Source organism: Roseivivax sp. CAU 1761, assembly GCF_054482755.1.
The window spans coordinates 1-15,069 of record NZ_JBTLRM010000039.1 but is presented as its reverse complement, the minus strand read 5'-3'; the positions used below and the strand labels follow the sequence as shown (position 1 = coordinate 15,069).

Sequence of the window (15,069 nt, the reverse complement as noted above, 5' to 3'; positions counted from 1 at the left end):
TCCGGATGGGATGGCTGCCGCGACGGAGATCGGTCCCGCCGCGCCGTTGCTGTCTCTTGGGTGGCCTAGCCGGCCGCGTCCGCCTTGTGGCGGGCCAGCGTCTCGGCCTCGGTCTCGCGCGGGTGGTCGCCCGCCAATGCGTAGGACCCGGGCTTGCGGTCGCAGAAGATCTCGCGCCGCAGGGTCAGCCCGCCGGGATCGTCGAGCGTGCCGAGCGCGATCTCGTAATCCGCGCCGTCCCCGGCCGGTGCGAGGCGGTACCAGAGCGCCGCGCCGCAGTTCCGGCAGAAGGCCCGCTCGGCCCGGTCGGAAGACCGGAACCGCGCCACCGCGTCGCCGCCGGTGATCCGCATCGCGGCCGCCGCGACCTCCACGGCGAAGAACGGCCCCGAAACCCAGCGCTGGCACATCTTGCAATGGCAGACGTCGAAGCCCTCCGCGGTGGTGGCGGCCGCGTAGCGCACCGCGCCGCACAGGCAGCCGCCCGTGCGCTCCGCCGGTGCCGCGCTGGCCGCCACGCCGCTCACTCCGCGGCCACCGCGCTGCGGGCGTTGAGCTGGCCCAGCACCGCGTCGGCACAATCGCGGCCGTCGCGGATCGCCCAGACCACGAGGCTGGCGCCGCGGACGATGTCGCCCACCGCGTAGACGCCGGGCAACGAGGTCGCGCCGGTGGTGAACTCGGCCTTCACGGTGCCCCAGCGGGTGACCTCGAGCCCGTCGACGCCCCAGAGCTTCGGCAGCTCCTCGGGCTCGAAGCCCAGCGCCTTGATCACCAGATCGGCGGGCTCGTCGTATTCCGCGCCCTCGATCGGCTCCGGGCTCTGACGGCCGCTGGCATCTGGCTGGCCGAGCCGCATCTTCTGCACCACCACGGCCGAGACCGGGTCGCCCTTGAAGCCCTTGGGCGCGGTCAGCCACTCGAACTGCACGCCCTCCTCCTCGGCATTGGCGACCTCGCGCTGCGAGCCGGGCATGTTGGCGCGGTCGCGGCGGTAGAGGCACTTCACGCTGGTCGCGCCCTGGCGCACCGCGGTGCGCACGCAATCCATCGCGGTGTCGCCGCCGCCGATCACCACCACGCGCTTGCCGGAGGCATTGAGCTCGCCGCTGTCGTATTCCGACACGCTGTCGCCGAAATTCGACGCCCGGTTGGAGGCGGTGAGGTAGTCGATGGCGCGCACGATGCCCGGCGCCCCGGCGCCCGGGCCCTGCAATTCGCGGCTCTTGTAGACGCCGGTTGCGATGATCACCGCGTCATGCTTGCCGCGGATCTCCTCGAAGCTGATATCCTCGCCGACATTGCAGTTCAGCACGAAGCTCACGCCGCCCTGCTCCAGCTGGTCGTTGCGGCGGGTGACCACCTCCTTCTCGAGCTTGAAGCCCGGAATGCCGTAGGTCAGCAGCCCGCCGGCGCGGTCGTAGCGGTCGTAGATCGTCACCTGCACGCCGGCCTGGCGCAGCATGTCGGCGGCGGCCAGGCCGCCCGGCCCGGCGCCGATGATGCCGACGCTCTCGGGGCGCTCGACCGCCGGGGCGGCGGGCTTCACCCAGCCCTTTTCCCAGGCAGTGTCGGTGATGTACTTCTCCACCGCGCCGATGGTCACGGTGCCGTGGCCCGACTGCTCGATGACGCAATTGCCCTCGCACAGCCGGTCCTGCGGACAGATGCGACCGCAGATCTCGGGGAAGGTATTGGTGGCCTGGGAGACCTCATAGGCCTCCTCGAGCCGGCCCTCGGCGGTCAGCCGCAGCCAGTCCGGGATGTTGTTGTGCAGCGGGCAATGCGACTGGCAATAGGGCACGCCGCATTGCGAGCAGCGGCCGGATTGCTCCTGCGCCTTCTGGTCGGCGAATTCCGAATAGATTTCCTGAAAATCGCGGTTGCGGGCTTCGGGTGCCCGCTTTTCCGGCATGTCCCGCCCCACCGTCACGAATTTCAGCATGGGTTGCTTCGCCATGGGCGATCTCCGCTTCCTGTCAGCTGTTGCGGCCCATTTAGCTCAGGTCGCACCCGAATAAAAGTCAGTACACCTGACCTTTCGGGGTCTTTTATAGCCCACTCAGACAGAATCCGCAAACTTTCGCCCTCAAATTAGGTCCGAATCGGATCTATCTTAGCTCTTCTCTTTGTTTTGCCCGACTTCTACCACAGGGCGGTGCGTTCCCCCTCAGGTGTTCCATGCCGCTCTTCCAGATCGTCCTGCTCGCGCTCATCCAGGGCGTCACCGAATTCCTGCCGGTCTCCTCCTCCGGCCACCTCATCCTCCTCCCCGGGCTGACCGGGCTCGAGGATCAGGGCCAGGTGATCGACGTGGCGGTGCATGTCGGCACCCTGCTCGCCGTCATCCTGTATTTCCGCCGCGACGTGGCCGAGGCCGCCGCCGGCACGCTGCGGCTCGCCCGGCTGCGCATCGACACGCCCGGGGCGCGGCTGGCCTTCCACCTCGCCGTGGCCACCGTGCCGGTGGTGCTGGCCGGGCTGGCGCTGAAGCTCACGGGGCTCGACGCGGCTTTGCGCTCGGTGGCGGTGATCGGCTGGACGATGCTGGGCTTCGGGCTGGTGCTGTGGTGGTTCGACAGCCGCTCCCCGGCGCATCGCGGCGCCGGCGACTGGACCCTGGGCGACGCGGTGCGGCTCGGCCTCTGGCAGGCGGTGGCGCTGATTCCCGGCACCTCGCGCTCCGGCATCGTCATCACCGGGGCCCGGGCGCTCGGCTACGACCGCCACGGCGCCGCCAAGATCTCCATGCTGATGTCGATTCCGACCATCCTCGCCTCGGGCGTGCTGCTCGGCGCCGAGGTGGCGCTCGAGGCCGACGCCCAGGCGGCGCGCGACGGGGCGCTGGCCGCGGCGCTCGCCTTCCTCGCGGCGCTCGCCGCGCTGGCGCTGATGATGCGGCTGCTGCGCTCGGTGAGCTTCCTGCCCTATGTCGTCTACCGCGTGGTGCTGGGGCTGGCGCTGCTGGTCTACGCCTATGCGTGATGCACGGCGCGGCTGTCGGCCGGGGCCTCGTCGCGGGCCTCCATGCCGTAATCGCGCAGCACCTGGCAGACCTTGAGCCGGTAGCCGGCGAAGATGCCGTTGCGGCCCTTGGCCTGGGCCACCCGGTGCTCGGCCAGCCGGCGCCAGCGCGCCACCGCCGCCTCGTCCTCGAAGAAGCTGATCGACAGCATCTTCTCGGGGTTGCTGATCGACTGGAAGCGCTCGACCGAGATGAAGCCCTCCACCCGTTCGGCCAGCGGGCGCATCTCGGCGGCGAGGTCGAGGTAATCCTGCCGCCGCCCCTCGGCGGGTTCGACTTCGAAGATGATGGCGATCATGGGGGTCCTCCTCAGCGATCGAAGCGCAGGCCGAGCCCGGCGAGCCGGATCAGCAGCCAGGCGGTGTGCAGGTGGCGCAGCGCCACCGGGTCGGGGCGGCGGCCGGCGCGGATGGCGCGGGCCAGGCGCCGGACATGCCAGCGGAACAGCCAGTTCACCCGGCGTCGCGGCAGCGCCGCCCAGCCGGCCTCGACCTCGGCCAGAAGCTCCGGCAGGGCCGCGGCGGCGGCCGCGGCATCCGCCGCGACGGCCGGTTCGGGGCCGGGAAAGCGCCCGAAGATCCGCCCGGCCTGCGGTGCCAGCCCGGCGACGCAGGTCAGCGCCGCGCGCTGCCCGGCATCGGGGGCCTTGCGCGGATCGTCGAAGGGCAGGTCGAGCAGGTCCGGCGCCAGGCTCGCCATGATGTCGAAATGGAACTGCGTGCCGCGCCACGATCCGGCCGGCCGGGCATCGGCGGCGCGGGCCGCGAGCTGCGAATCGAGGAGCGCGATCTGGGTCTTGTAGGTCGCCGCCTGGCCGCCGTGAAAGCGCGCCCGGCTGACCCGCTGCAGCCGGGTCCAGGCGGTGCCGCGATCCTCGGCCAGCGCCGCCAGCATGTCCTCCAGCGCGGCGCGCCAGGCGCGGCGGTCGCCGCGGCCGAAATAGCCGTAGGCCCGCGCCATACGCGCCAGCGCCCGGTCGACGCCCCGGGCGTCGAGATCGGCCTTGTAGCCGCCGCCGCCATGGCCGGTGAAATGCAGGTCGCGCGGGTCGGCCGTCTCCCGCATCAGCCGCACCGGCGAATAGGCCCCCGCCGAATGGGCCTGCCAGAGCGCGCGGCTTTCGGCCGCGTCGAGCGGCCGGCCGGGCCGGGGGGCGAGGTGGTTGAGCGGCAGGCCGGTGGCCGCCGCGACCCGTTCGGCCACCGCGAGGTCGTCGGCATGGGCGGCGTCGGTCAGGCTGCGCAGGGTGGCGCGGTCGGCCAACTCGCCGTGCCGCCGCAGCCACAGGAAGAACGCCGTCACCGCGCGACTGTCGACGCCGCCGGAGAGATGGAACCAGAGCTGCAGGTCGGCATCGCCGGCCAGCGTCCGGCAGCGCCCGAGCCAGGTCTCGAGAAAGTCGCGCAGGGCCGCCGGGTAATCCGCCGCCGGCGCGGAGGGCACCGGGCCGACGGCCAGCGCGCCGTCGCGCAGCAGCAGCCGTTCGCCGGGCAGCAGCACCTCGATGCCCGCGACCGCGGTCTCGCGCGTGGTGAGTTGCTGGAAGGCCTGCTTGCGCGACAGGAACGCGCCGGTCTGGGCCCGGTTCTCGGCCAGCGCGACGCCCCGGGCGCGCAGATGCGCCACCAGATCGACGAAGCTTTCGCCGACCGCCCAGCGCCCCGCCGCCGCGCCGGCGTCGCCGCGCCAGTAGAACAGGTGCCGGTAGCCTGCCGCATCGGCCGAGATCGCGACGCCCTGCGCCTCCGGGCGGCAGAGGATGTGCACCCCGTCGCCGCCGGGCCGGAGCGGCCGGCCGCGCGCCGCCTCGAAGCCGGCGAGCCCGGCGCTGCCGATCACCGCATCGGCGCCGTCGAAGGCGAAGCCGTCGAGCACCGGCGCGCCGGGCAGTTCGGTCCAGGAGGACAGCAGGAAGGGCGTGGTCATGCCGCTTGAGCTAGCACGCGCCCCGCCGCCGCGGAAGCCGGCGCGCGCGGACCGCCGGGACGCGGCGCGGCGCCCCGCGCCTATTCCACCCGGTAAAGGTCCCGGAAGTCGACCCCGGCCCCGGCATCGCTCGGCATGGCGAAGATCTCGGTCCGGCCGACGACGTAGCCCGGCCCCATGAGCAGGCTCCGGAACTCCGCCGTCACGCCGCGCGGCGGCCGGATCACCACGACGTCGCTGCCGGCCACCACGTTGCCGACCACGATGCGCCGGATCTGACCCTCGGGAATGCCCCCGAAGGCCCCCGCCTCGAGGATCAGGCGGTCCGGCTCGGCATCGTGCGGTCCCATCAGCACCGAGAGCGCAAGTTCCGTCATCGAGCAGAGCAGCGCGACATCCGCCCCAGGCCCGAGATCGAGCGCCGCGTTCTCCCCGGGATCGACGATGAAGACGACGTCGCCGCCGCCGCCGGCCGCGACCGCCCGGATCTCGGGCGTCGCCTCGACGCGGATGCGCTCGGCCCCGTCGCCGTAGACGTGGAAGTCCATCCCGGCATTCTGCCGCACCACCGGCACCGCCCAGTCGGAGAGGGCCGGCATGTCGGCGCAGCGCGGCTCCTCCGCATCCGCGCCACCGGCGCCGGCGCCCTCCGGTGCGGCCGCGGTTTCGCCGGCCGCGGCGAAGGGCGCGGCGGAACGGACGGAGAGCACCTCCCCGGTCGCCACGTCGCGCCTTGTCTCGCGGGTGAAGCCGATCCTGACATCGACGGCCCCGACCGCAAGCTCCATCCAGTCGGCGCGGACGTCGATCCGGTCGACGCTCCGCCCCGGCGGCAGGCGCAGCTGCACGCGGTCGTTCTCCGGGGTCACGCCGGTGATCGAGATCTTCCGCCGCAGGCCGTCGGGCACGCCGAGGAACGCGTCCGGGCCGAGGATGACGGCATCGGCCTCGGCGTCGGGCAGCAGGCTTCCGTCGCCGAGCCCGATGCCGAAGGACAGCGACGCCATCGTGCAGAGGGCGACGATGTCGCGGCCGCGCCCGGTGGCGACGGCCGAGCCGTCCACCGGCTCGAAGACGTAGACCGTGTCGTCGCCCCATCCGGTCACCACCGTGTCCTGCCGGCCCGGCGCGCCCCAGACCACCGCTGCGTCGTCGCCGTCGCCGAACTGCGCGCTCGCGCTGCCGCCCGCGGGCGTCGTCGCGGCGGCGGGGCGCGCGGCATCGGGATGCGGGCAGGCAATCGCGGCAAGGTCGCGCGGCGCGTCGAGCGTCTCGACCTCTCGGAGCGGCTCGGACACCCGCTCGACCACGAAGACCGCCGGCGTTCCGATCATGCCGGAACGCTGGGCGAATCCCAGCTCGACCCGCAGCGCCCCGACCGTCGCCTGCCGGCCCCCGGACGCGAAGCCGACCTCGAGCTCCGGCGGCACCCGGAGCACCACGCGGTCGTTGACGTTGGTGACCCCGAAGACGTGGAGCGTCCGTTCGCTGTCGCCCTGCAGGCGCGCCGTCTCGACGACGAGCGTGTCGCCGTCCACGTCGTTCTCGCCCAAGTGAATGTACTGGCCGAGCTGGTCCATCGCGCAGACGATGGCGAGGTCGGCGCCGCTGCCCAGGCTGACCGATTGGGAGGTGAAGAGATAGGCCGTGTCATCGCCGCCCAGCAGCATGTGGTCGTCGATGCCGGATTGCGCGTCGATCCGCAGGATGTCCGGCCCGGGGGAGTAGAGCGCGTTCTGCCAGCCGGCGATCTCGGGGGCGACAGGGGCCAGGGCTTCGGCCTCCGCGCAGGAGATGTCGCGCCGGTACGAGGACAGCGGCGCGTCGACCTCCGGAGCCTGCACCGGGCCGACCTCCGCCGCGGTCTCGATCCGGAACGCGTCGGCCCCCGGGGTGGCGGTGGTGTCGGCCATCACCAGGGTGAAATCGACCGGACCGGCGCTGGCCATCGGCGACCGGTTCGGGGCGAAGTCGAAATCCATCCCCGGGGGCAGGACGAGGGTGATGACGTCGTCCCCCGCGCTGTAGCCGAAGATCCGGACCTGCCGGCGAAACCCGGGCGGAACCCCGAGAAAGACCTCCGGTCCGACGACCAGCCTGTCGGAGGCGGCATCGCGCCCGATGGCGCTGTCGCCGGCCAGGTCGATGGTCACCGCGAGGGCCTGCGCGGCGCAGAGCACGATGGTGTCGGCACCCTTGCCGCCGTCGATCATGACGGCATGGGGGCGGTCGGTGAGGTAGATCCTGTCGTCGCCATCGCCGCCGTCGATCTGCACCGCGTCGGGGTGATCGGCAGAGCGGATGTCGTCGTTGCCGCCGGGATACTCGACATAGGCGCGGGAGGCCGCCTTCGGCGCCGGTGCCGGACTGGGCCGGGCCGCGGCGCCGCATCCGGCGAGCAGATCGGCCGCCGCGACCTCGAGCGGCTGCGCCAACCCGGGCGCCGCGGGCAGAAACGCGGCCAGGGCCAGCGCGCAGGCCAGCAGGGCTGCTGGTCGATCGGTGACGGGCATGCGGGCGCCTCCTGCCGGGATCCTAGCACAGCCCGCCGGGAGCCCTGACGACGATTCCCGGGCAGCCTGCGCGCGCCGCGCCGTGGCCGGGCCGCCCCCCTGCGCCGCCGGGCCCCCGGGCTGGGCCCCCAGGCGGGTCAGGCGGCGTCGTCCTCCCCGGGGGTCAGCAGGTGGCGCAGCAACGCCACCGGGTGGCGCCGGAGGGTCAGCCGCATGGCGACGAAATCCTCCACGATCTCCTCGCCCTCGGTCATCGCGGGCAGGTGGGCGGCGGGTTCGTTGCCGGCCTCGCCCTCGATGTCGCCGGCAAACAGCGGCAAGGGCCGCTCGGCGGACAGTGCCTTGGCCTCCCAGAGCGCCTGGCGCCGGCTCAGCCCGAGATCGGCGAAGGCGTCGGCCTCGGCCAGCCGGGCCAGCACCGCCGGGGCGATGCCCGCCCGGCGCCAGACGTCGCGCACCGCGCGGTAGCCGTTGCCGCGCGCCGCCGCGATCCACATCGCGTCCTCCTCGCGCAGCCCCTTGATCTGCCGGAAGCCCAGCCGCAGCGCCAGCCCGCCCTGGCGGTCGGGCTCCATGACGTTGTCCCAGTAGCTGTCGTTGATCGAGACCGGGCGCAGCTCGACGCCGTGGGCGCGGGCGTCGCGGACGATCTGCGCCGGGGCGTAGAAGCCCATCGGCTGGGCGTTCAGCAGCGCGCAGGCGAAGATCCCGGGATGGTGGCATTTCAGCCAGGCCGAGGCATAGACCAGGAGCGCGAAGCTCGCGGCGTGGCTCTCGGGAAAGCCGTAGGAGCCGAAGCCCTCGATCTGGTTGAAGCAGCGCTCGGCGAACTCCGCATCGTAGCCGTTGCGCGCCATGCCGCGCAGGAAGCGGCCGCGGAACTCGCTGACCTTGCCGAGCTTCTTGAAGGTGGCCAGCGCCCGGCGCAGCCGGTCGGCCTCGTCGGGGGTGAAGCCGGCGCCGACGATGGCGATCTGCATCGCCTGCTCCTGGAACAGCGGCACGCCCAGCGTCTTGCCCAGCACCTCGCCCAGCGCGTCGGAGGGAAACGCCACCTTCTCCTCGCCGTTGCGGCGGCGCAGATAGGGATGCACCATGTCGCCCTGGATCGGGCCCGGGCGGATGATCGCCACCTCGATCACCAGATCGTAGAAGTTGCGCGGCCGCATCCTGGGCAGGAAATTCATCTGGGCCCGGCTCTCGACCTGGAAGACGCCGATGGAATCGGCGCGGCACAGCATGTCGTAGACCCGCGGATCCTCGGGCGGCAGGGTGGCCAGGCTGTGCTCCTGGCCGTGATGCAGCTTCAGCAGGTCGAAGGCCTTGCGGATGCAGGTCAGCATGCCGAGCGACAGCACGTCGACCTTGAGGATGCCCAGCGCGTCGATGTCGTCCTTGTCCCAGCAGATCACCGTGCGGTCTTCCATCGCCGCGTTCTCGATCGGCACCAGCTCGTCGAGCCGGCCCTCGGTGATCACGAAGCCGCCGACATGCTGGCTCAGATGGCGCGGGAAGCCGATGATCTCGTGGATCAGCTCGAGCGTCAGGCGCAGCCGCCGGTCATCGGGGTCGAGGCCGATCTCGCGCAGCCGCTGGACCTCCATGCCGCTGGTCGAGAAGAACCCCCAGAGCTGCGAGCTCAGCGCCCCCACGGTGTCGCGGCTCAGCCCCATGGCGGTGCCGACCTCGCGGATCGCGCGCTTGCCGCGGTAATGGATGACGGTGGCGCAGAGCCCGGCGCGGTGGCGGCCGTAGCGCTCGTAGATGTGCTGGATCACCTCCTCGCGGCGCTCGTGCTCGAAATCGACGTCGATGTCGGGCGGCTCGTCGCGGGCCTCCGACACGAAGCGCTCGAACACCATGGTGCCGATCTCGGGGCTGACGCTGGTCACGCCCAGCGCGTAGCAGACCACCGAATTGGCCGCCGAGCCGCGCCCCTGGCAGAGGATGCCGCGCTCCCGCGCGAAGGCCACGATGTCGCGCACGGTGAGGAAATAGGGCTCGTAGCCCAGCCGGCCGATCAGCGCGAGCTCGTGCTCGAGCAGCGCCGCCACCCGCGCCGGCGCGCCCTGCGGGTAGCGCCAGGCCAGCCCGGCCCGGGCCAGCCGCGCCAGCCGGTCGGCCGGCCGCTCGCCCCCGGCGATCTCGGAGGGGTATTCGTAGCGCAGCGTGCCCAGGTCGAAGCTGCAGGCCGCGACCAGCCGCCCGGCATTGCCGAGCGCCTCCGGGTGGGCGGCAAAGAGGCGGCGCATCTCGCCCGGGCCGCGCAGCCGCTGCTCGCCATTGGCCAGCGCCGCGCGGCCGAGCTCGTCGACCCGGCAGCCCAGCCGGATCGCGGTCAGCGCGTCGGCCAGCCGGCGCCGGCGACCGTGATGCATGCGCGGCCGGGCGGTGGCGACGAGCGGCAGCTCGAGGGCCCGGCCGAGCCGCGCCAGCACCGCGAAGCGCGCGGCATCCTCGCCGTCATAGACCGGCGCCAGCGCCAGGTGCATCTGCCCGGCAAAGCGGCGCGCCAGCCGGCGCGCCCGTGACAGCCACGGGCCCGCGCCGCCGGTCCCCGGCAGCCCCCGTGGCGGGCCGTGCAGGATCAGCTCCAGCCCCTCCGCGCCCTCGGCCAGGTCGTCGAGCCGCAGGTCGCAGGCGCCCTTGGGGCTGCGCCGCCGGCCCAGCGTCAGCAGCCGGCAGAGCCGCGCCCAGCCGGCCCGGGTCGCCGCCAGGGCGGTGATCTCGACGCCTTCGGCAAAGACCAGCCGCGCCGCCGGGATCAGCCGCGGCACGTTGCCGACCGCGGCGCCCCGCGGCGCCGCGAGATGGCGCGGCGCCGGCGGGCCGATCGGGCCGTCGCGCGCCTCCGCCGCCTGCCGCGCCGCCACTTGGCGGGCGATCTCGCGGCGCTGCGCGAAGGCCCGCACCACCCCCGCCACCGAGTTCTCGTCGGCGATGGCGACGGCGCCCAGCCCGTCAAGCGCGGCGCGCTCGATGTATTCCTCCGGGTGCGAGGCCCCGGTCAGGAAGGTGAAATTGGAGGTGATGCTGAGTTCGGCGATCATGGCCCGGCCAGTATGTTCGTTTTTTGTTCCTACGTTGAGTCCCCCCGGCGAAGTTTCTGTGGATAATCCGGGCCGCGACTCTTGCCCCGTCGCCGCCGAGCCGGGAGGGTGGGGCAAACCACGAGAGGATGCATGAGCCGACCCGACCCGCAGAACATGCCGCACCGCGGCGTGCTCTACATCGCCTGGGGCAGCGCGCATGTGGCGGTGGCCCGGCGCTCCGCGGCCAGCGTCAAGCGGCGCAATCCCGGCCTCGCCACCGCGCTGTGCTGCCGGCCCGGCGACGACACGCGCGGCTTCGACCTGGCCTTCGAGATCCCCGACGGCGTCAAGCGCCCGAAGCTCGAACTGCTGCACCGCACGCCCTTCGCCGAGACGCTCTACCTCGACAACGACACGCTGGTGCGGGCCGATCTCACCGGGCTCTTCGACCTCCTGGGGAAATACGAGATGGGCGGCGCCCATGTCACGCTTTGGCACCGACCGCGACACAACAAGCCGATCCGCCGGTCCCTGCCCGACGCCTTCCCCGAGATCAATTGCGGCGTCCTGCTCTACCGCCGCAGCCCGCGCGTGCTGGCCTTCCTCGCGCGCTGGGCCGAGCGCTACCACGAATCCGGCATGTCGATCGACCAGCCGAGCTTCCGCGAGGTGCTGTGGGAAAGCGACATCGCCTTCTGCACCCTGCCGGAACAGTACAACAAGCGCGTCTTCGAGGCCTCGGAGCTGATCTGGTCGGACCAGCCGAAGCCGCGCATCCTGCATCTCGAACTGCTGCAGCCGCAGAAGAACCGGCTGATGCGCTGGCTCTCCGACCGGGTGCGCTGAGCCCGGCGCCGGCCGAGCAGGGTGCCATCGCCGGTGGCCGCGAGGCGGCCGATGGCGACGGCCGCGGCGGGCCGGCGGGGCGGCGCTTCGCCCGCGCGGGACCGGGGGGCGGCGGCCCCGCCCGCCCCCGCCTGCCCGCCCCGCCTGCCCCGGCGTCGCGGCTTGCCAGCACCCGGCCGGCGTGAGACGGTCGGGCAAGCCCGCCGATCCGCAGGAAGACGCGATGCACACCACCACCACGGCCCCTCACGGCCTGCCGCAGGCCACCGAGCGCCGCAATCCCGGCACCGCGCTGGATCTCGACCGGGTGCTCGGCATGACCGCCAACCGCTCCGCCATCGAGCGCCGCGCCGCCACCCTGCCCGGCCGCCGCTCGGTCAAGAAGGCCCACCAGGCCGCCTGGCTGGCCCGCGCGGTGTCCTGCATCGACCTGACGACGCTGTCGGGCGACGACACGCCGGGCCGGGTGGCGCGGCTCTGCGCCAAGGCCCGCGCGCCGATGCGCCGCGACCTGCTCGAGGCGCTCGGCCTGCCCGATCTCACCGTCGGCGCGGTCTGCGTCTACCACGACATGATCGCCCCCGCGGTGGCGGCGCTGAAGGGCACGTCGATCCCGGTCGCGGCGGTCTCCACCGGCTTTCCCGCCGGCCTCTCGCCGTTCGAGCTGCGGCTCGCCGAGATCGAGGCCAGCGTCGCCGCCGGGGCCCGCGAGATCGACATCGTGATCTCGCGCCGGCACGTGCTGACCGGCGATTGGGGCGCGCTCTACGACGAGATGGCGGCCTTCCGGCGGGCCTGCGGCGAGGCCCATGTCAAGGCGATCCTGGCCACCGGCGAGCTCGGCACGCTGCGCAACGTCGCGCGCGCCTCGATGGTCTGCATGATGGCCGGCGCGGATTTCATCAAGACCTCCACCGGCAAGGAAAGCGTCAACGCCACCCTGCCGGTCAGCCTGGTGATGATGCGGGCGATCCGCGACTACCACGACCTGACCGGGGTGCGGATCGGCTACAAGCCCGCCGGCGGCATCTCCAAGGCCAAGGACGCGCTGACCTATCTGGCGCTGGTCAAGGAGGAGCTCGGCGACCGCTGGCTGCGCCCGGACCTGTTCCGCTTCGGCGCCTCGTCGCTCTTGGGCGACATCGAGCGGCAGATCGAGCATCACGTCACCGGCGCCTATTCCGCCGCCTGGCGCCACCCGCTGGCCTAGCGCCCGGGCGGCCGGCACGGCGCCGCGCATATGCACCAAGAGGAAGCCATGAGCGTCAGCGAGATTTTCGAGACCATGGAATACGGACCGGCCCCGGAATCCGCCGCCGACGCGCTGGCCTGGATCGTCGACCAGGGATCGCGCTTCGGCCATTTCATCGACGGCGCCTTCGAAGCCCCCGGCGAGACCTTCGAGACCCGCAGCCCGGCCTCCGGCGAGGTGCTGGCCGAGATCACCCAGGGCAGCGCCGAGGATGTCGCGCGGGCGGTGGCGGCGGCGCGCGCCGCGCAGCCCGGCTGGCAGGCGCTGGGCGGCAAGGGGCGGGCGCGCTTCCTCTACGCGCTGGGCCGGCTGATCCAGAAGCATTCCCGGCTCCTCGCGGTGCTCGAGACGCTCGACACCGGCAAGCCGATCCGCGAGAGCCGCGACATCGACGTGCCGCTGGCGGCGCGGCATTTCATCTACCATGCCGGGCTCGCCCAGACCTTCGAGCGCGAGATGCCGGACCGCGCCCCCTGGGGCGTCTGCGGCCAGATCGTGCCGTGGAACTTCCCGCTGCTGATGCTGGCGTGGAAGATCGCCCCGGCGCTCGCCGCCGGCAACGCGGTGGTGCTGAAGCCCGCGGAATGGACGCCGCTCACGGCGCTCTGCTTCGCCGATCTCTGCCGCCAGGCCGGGCTGCCCGCGGGCGTGGTCAACATCGTCACCGGCGACGGTGCGACCGGCGCCGCGCTGGTGGCCGCCCCGGTCGACAAGCTGGCCTTCACCGGCTCCACCGAGGTCGGCCGCGAGATCCGCCGCGCCAGCGCCGGGCGCGGCATCGGCCTGACGCTCGAGCTCGGCGGCAAGTCGCCCTACATCGTCTTCGAGGATGCCGATCTCGACAGCGCCGTCGAGGGTCTGGTCGACGCCATCTGGTTCAACGGCGGCCAGGTCTGCTGCGCCGGCTCGCGGCTCCTGGTGCAGGAGGGCGTGGCCGAGCGCTTCCACGCCAAGCTCCGGACCCGGATGGACCGCCTCAGGGTCGGCGATCCGCTCGACAAGGCGATCGATGTCGGCGCCATCGTCGATCCGAAGCAGCTCGCGCGCATCCGCGCGCTCGTCGAGGCCTGCCGCGAGGGCGAGGTGCACCGCGCCGCCGGGCCGGTGCCCGAGGGCTGCTACTACCCGCCGACCCTGATCACCGGCCTGTCCCCGGCGGCGCCGCTGATGCAGGAGGAGATATTCGGCCCGGTGCTCGTCGGCACCACCTTCCGCACCCCCGACGAGGCCGTGCAGCTGGCCAATGACAGCCGCTACGGCCTCGCCGCCTCGGTCTGGTCGGAGAACGTCAACACCGCGCTCGACGTGGCGCCGCGGCTCGCCGCCGGGGTGGTCTGGATCAACGGCGGCAACATGTTCGACGCCGCGGCCCCGTTCGGCGGGGTGCGCGAATCCGGCTTCGGCCGCGAGGGCGGGCCGGAGGGGCTCGGCCATTACACCCGCGCCGCCGCCGGCGCGGCTCCGGCCGCGCCCGAGCCGGTGGCGGCCTTCCCCGGCGACAGCGCCGAGCCGCAGCCCGTCGACCGCACCGCCAAGCTCTATATCGGCGGCAAGCAGGCGCGCCCCGATGGCGGCTATGCGCGCAACGTCTACGACCGCGAGGGTGGGCTGATCGGCCAGGCGCCGCTGGCCAACCGCAAGGACCTGCGCAACGCCGTGGAGGCCGCCCGCGGCGCCGCCGGCTGGGCCAGCGCGACCGCCCATAACCGCGCCCAGGTGGTCTATTACCTGGGCGAGAACCTGGCCGCGCAGGGCGACCGGATCGCCGCCCGGCTCGACCGCCTGACCGGCCGCCGCGACGGCGCCGAGGAGGTCGCGGCGGCGGTCGACCAGCTCTTCACCTGGGCCGCCTGGGCCGACAAGTTCGCCGGCGAGGCGCGCGCCGTGCCGATGCGCGGCCTGGCCCTGGCGCTGCGCGAGCCGGTGGGCATCATCGCCGCGCTCTGCCCCGACCGGGCGCCGCTCCTCGGCCTCGTCGCGGCGCTGGCCCCGGCCATCGCCTTCGGCAACCGCGCGGTGCTGGTGGCCTCCGAGCCCTTCCCGCTGATCGCCGCCGAGCTTTACCCGCTGCTCGAGACCTCGGACGTGCCGGGCGGCGTGGTCAACCTCGTCACCGGCCGCCATGCCGAGCTGGCGCCGGTGCTGGCCGACCACGCCGACATCGACGCGGTCTGGAGCTTCGCCGCCCCCGGCCTTGCCGCCGAGATCGAGCGCCGCGCCGCCGGCAACCTGAAGCGCAGCTGGATCGCCGACGGCGCCGCGCTCTGCGCCGACCCGGCCGCCTTCGAGGCGGCCTTCCGCGCCGCCGCGACCGAGGTGAAGACTGTCTGGGTGCCCTACGGCGCCTGACGCAGGCGCCGGGGCGCCGCCGCCCCGGCCTCCGGCGACGCCGGGTCATTGTCGCCCGCGGCCCCCGCGTCGGCGCCGGCGCCTGCGCCGTCCGGCCCGCCGCCGGCCGCGCCGGGCCCGCGCGGC

The 15,069-nt window shown here is 73.2% G+C and carries 10 protein-coding genes; 4 read left to right on the top strand and 6 right to left on the bottom strand.

What is annotated here, in order from left to right; translation table 11 throughout:
* Nucleotides 1-65 precede the first annotated feature (65 nt).
* Nucleotides 66-518 (bottom strand): GFA family protein, encoded by a 453-nt coding sequence (locus ACXYMW_RS17505; protein WP_459036624.1) that lies wholly within the window; start codon nucleotides 516-518, stop codon nucleotides 66-68.
* A 5-nt stretch (nucleotides 519-523) separates the two neighbouring features.
* Nucleotides 524-1,960, bottom strand: a complete 1,437-nt coding sequence (locus ACXYMW_RS17500) for an NAD(P)-dependent oxidoreductase (RefSeq protein ID WP_459036623.1) — start codon at nucleotides 1,958-1,960, stop codon at nucleotides 524-526.
* Nucleotides 1,961-2,181: 221 nt separating this feature from the next.
* Here ACXYMW_RS17500 and ACXYMW_RS17495 point away from each other — a divergent pair, with 221 nt between their 5' ends.
* Nucleotides 2,182-2,985 carry an undecaprenyl-diphosphate phosphatase gene (locus tag ACXYMW_RS17495; protein ID WP_459036622.1) on the top strand — a complete coding sequence of 268 codons (804 nt, stop codon included), beginning with the start codon at nucleotides 2,182-2,184 and terminating at the stop codon, nucleotides 2,983-2,985.
* Here the strand turns inward: ACXYMW_RS17495 and ACXYMW_RS17490 are convergent.
* The 4 genes from ACXYMW_RS17490 to ACXYMW_RS17475 all read right to left on the bottom strand — a co-directional run bounded on the left by ACXYMW_RS17490 (nucleotide 2,976) and on the right by ACXYMW_RS17475 (nucleotide 10,514).
* Nucleotides 2,976-3,323 carry an antibiotic biosynthesis monooxygenase family protein gene (locus tag ACXYMW_RS17490; protein WP_459036621.1) on the bottom strand — a complete coding sequence of 116 codons (348 nt, stop codon included), beginning with the start codon at nucleotides 3,321-3,323 and terminating at the stop codon, nucleotides 2,976-2,978. The genes ACXYMW_RS17495 and ACXYMW_RS17490 overlap by 10 nt on opposite strands.
* A gap of 11 nt (nucleotides 3,324-3,334) precedes the next feature.
* The gene (locus ACXYMW_RS17485; protein ID WP_459036620.1) at nucleotides 3,335-4,951 is read right to left on the bottom strand and encodes an asparagine synthase-related protein; all 1,617 of its coding nucleotides are present in this window, start codon (nucleotides 4,949-4,951) and stop codon (nucleotides 3,335-3,337) included.
* An 80-nt stretch (nucleotides 4,952-5,031) separates the two neighbouring features.
* Complete coding sequence (locus ACXYMW_RS17480) at nucleotides 5,032-7,464, bottom strand: hypothetical protein (RefSeq protein ID WP_459036619.1); 2,433 nt, start codon at nucleotides 7,462-7,464, stop codon at nucleotides 5,032-5,034.
* A 137-nt stretch (nucleotides 7,465-7,601) separates the two neighbouring features.
* Nucleotides 7,602-10,514 carry an error-prone DNA polymerase gene (locus ACXYMW_RS17475; protein ID WP_459036618.1) on the bottom strand — a complete coding sequence of 971 codons (2,913 nt, stop codon included), beginning with the start codon at nucleotides 10,512-10,514 and terminating at the stop codon, nucleotides 7,602-7,604.
* 132 nt (nucleotides 10,515-10,646) lie between these two features.
* Here ACXYMW_RS17475 and ACXYMW_RS17470 point away from each other — a divergent pair, with 132 nt between their 5' ends.
* The 3 genes from ACXYMW_RS17470 (at nucleotide 10,647) to ACXYMW_RS17460 (ending at nucleotide 14,943) form a co-directional block, all read left to right on the top strand.
* Entirely contained in the window at nucleotides 10,647-11,342 is a 696-nt protein-coding gene (locus tag ACXYMW_RS17470) for a hypothetical protein (RefSeq protein WP_459036617.1), read from the top strand.
* Nucleotides 11,343-11,565: 223 nt separating this feature from the next.
* Nucleotides 11,566-12,552, top strand: coding sequence for a deoxyribose-phosphate aldolase (gene deoC, locus ACXYMW_RS17465; RefSeq protein ID WP_459036644.1), 987 nt, complete (start codon nucleotides 11,566-11,568; stop codon nucleotides 12,550-12,552).
* 48 nt (nucleotides 12,553-12,600) lie between these two features.
* The gene (locus tag ACXYMW_RS17460) at nucleotides 12,601-14,943 is read left to right on the top strand and encodes an aldehyde dehydrogenase family protein (protein WP_459036616.1); all 2,343 of its coding nucleotides are present in this window, start codon (nucleotides 12,601-12,603) and stop codon (nucleotides 14,941-14,943) included.
* Nucleotides 14,944-15,069: the final 126 nt, after the last annotated feature.

Excerpts from the sequence above, each read along its gene's own strand:
- ACXYMW_RS17480 (WP_459036619.1), bottom strand. The coding sequence starts at position 7,464 with ATGCCCGTCACCGATCGACCAGCAGCCCTGCTGGCCTGCGCGCTGGCC.
- ACXYMW_RS17490 (WP_459036621.1), bottom strand. The coding sequence starts at position 3,323 with ATGATCGCCATCATCTTCGAAGTCGAACCCGCCGAGGGGCGGCGGCAG.
- ACXYMW_RS17470 (WP_459036617.1), top strand. The coding sequence starts at position 10,647 with ATGAGCCGACCCGACCCGCAGAACATGCCGCACCGCGGCGTGCTCTAC.
- ACXYMW_RS17460 (WP_459036616.1), top strand. The coding sequence starts at position 12,601 with ATGAGCGTCAGCGAGATTTTCGAGACCATGGAATACGGACCGGCCCCG.
- ACXYMW_RS17485 (WP_459036620.1), bottom strand. The coding sequence starts at position 4,951 with ATGACCACGCCCTTCCTGCTGTCCTCCTGGACCGAACTGCCCGGCGCG.
- ACXYMW_RS17475 (WP_459036618.1), bottom strand. The coding sequence starts at position 10,514 with ATGATCGCCGAACTCAGCATCACCTCCAATTTCACCTTCCTGACCGGG.
- deoC (WP_459036644.1), top strand. The coding sequence starts at position 11,566 with ATGCACACCACCACCACGGCCCCTCACGGCCTGCCGCAGGCCACCGAG.
- ACXYMW_RS17495 (WP_459036622.1), top strand. The coding sequence starts at position 2,182 with ATGCCGCTCTTCCAGATCGTCCTGCTCGCGCTCATCCAGGGCGTCACC.
- ACXYMW_RS17500 (WP_459036623.1), bottom strand. The coding sequence starts at position 1,960 with ATGGCGAAGCAACCCATGCTGAAATTCGTGACGGTGGGGCGGGACATG.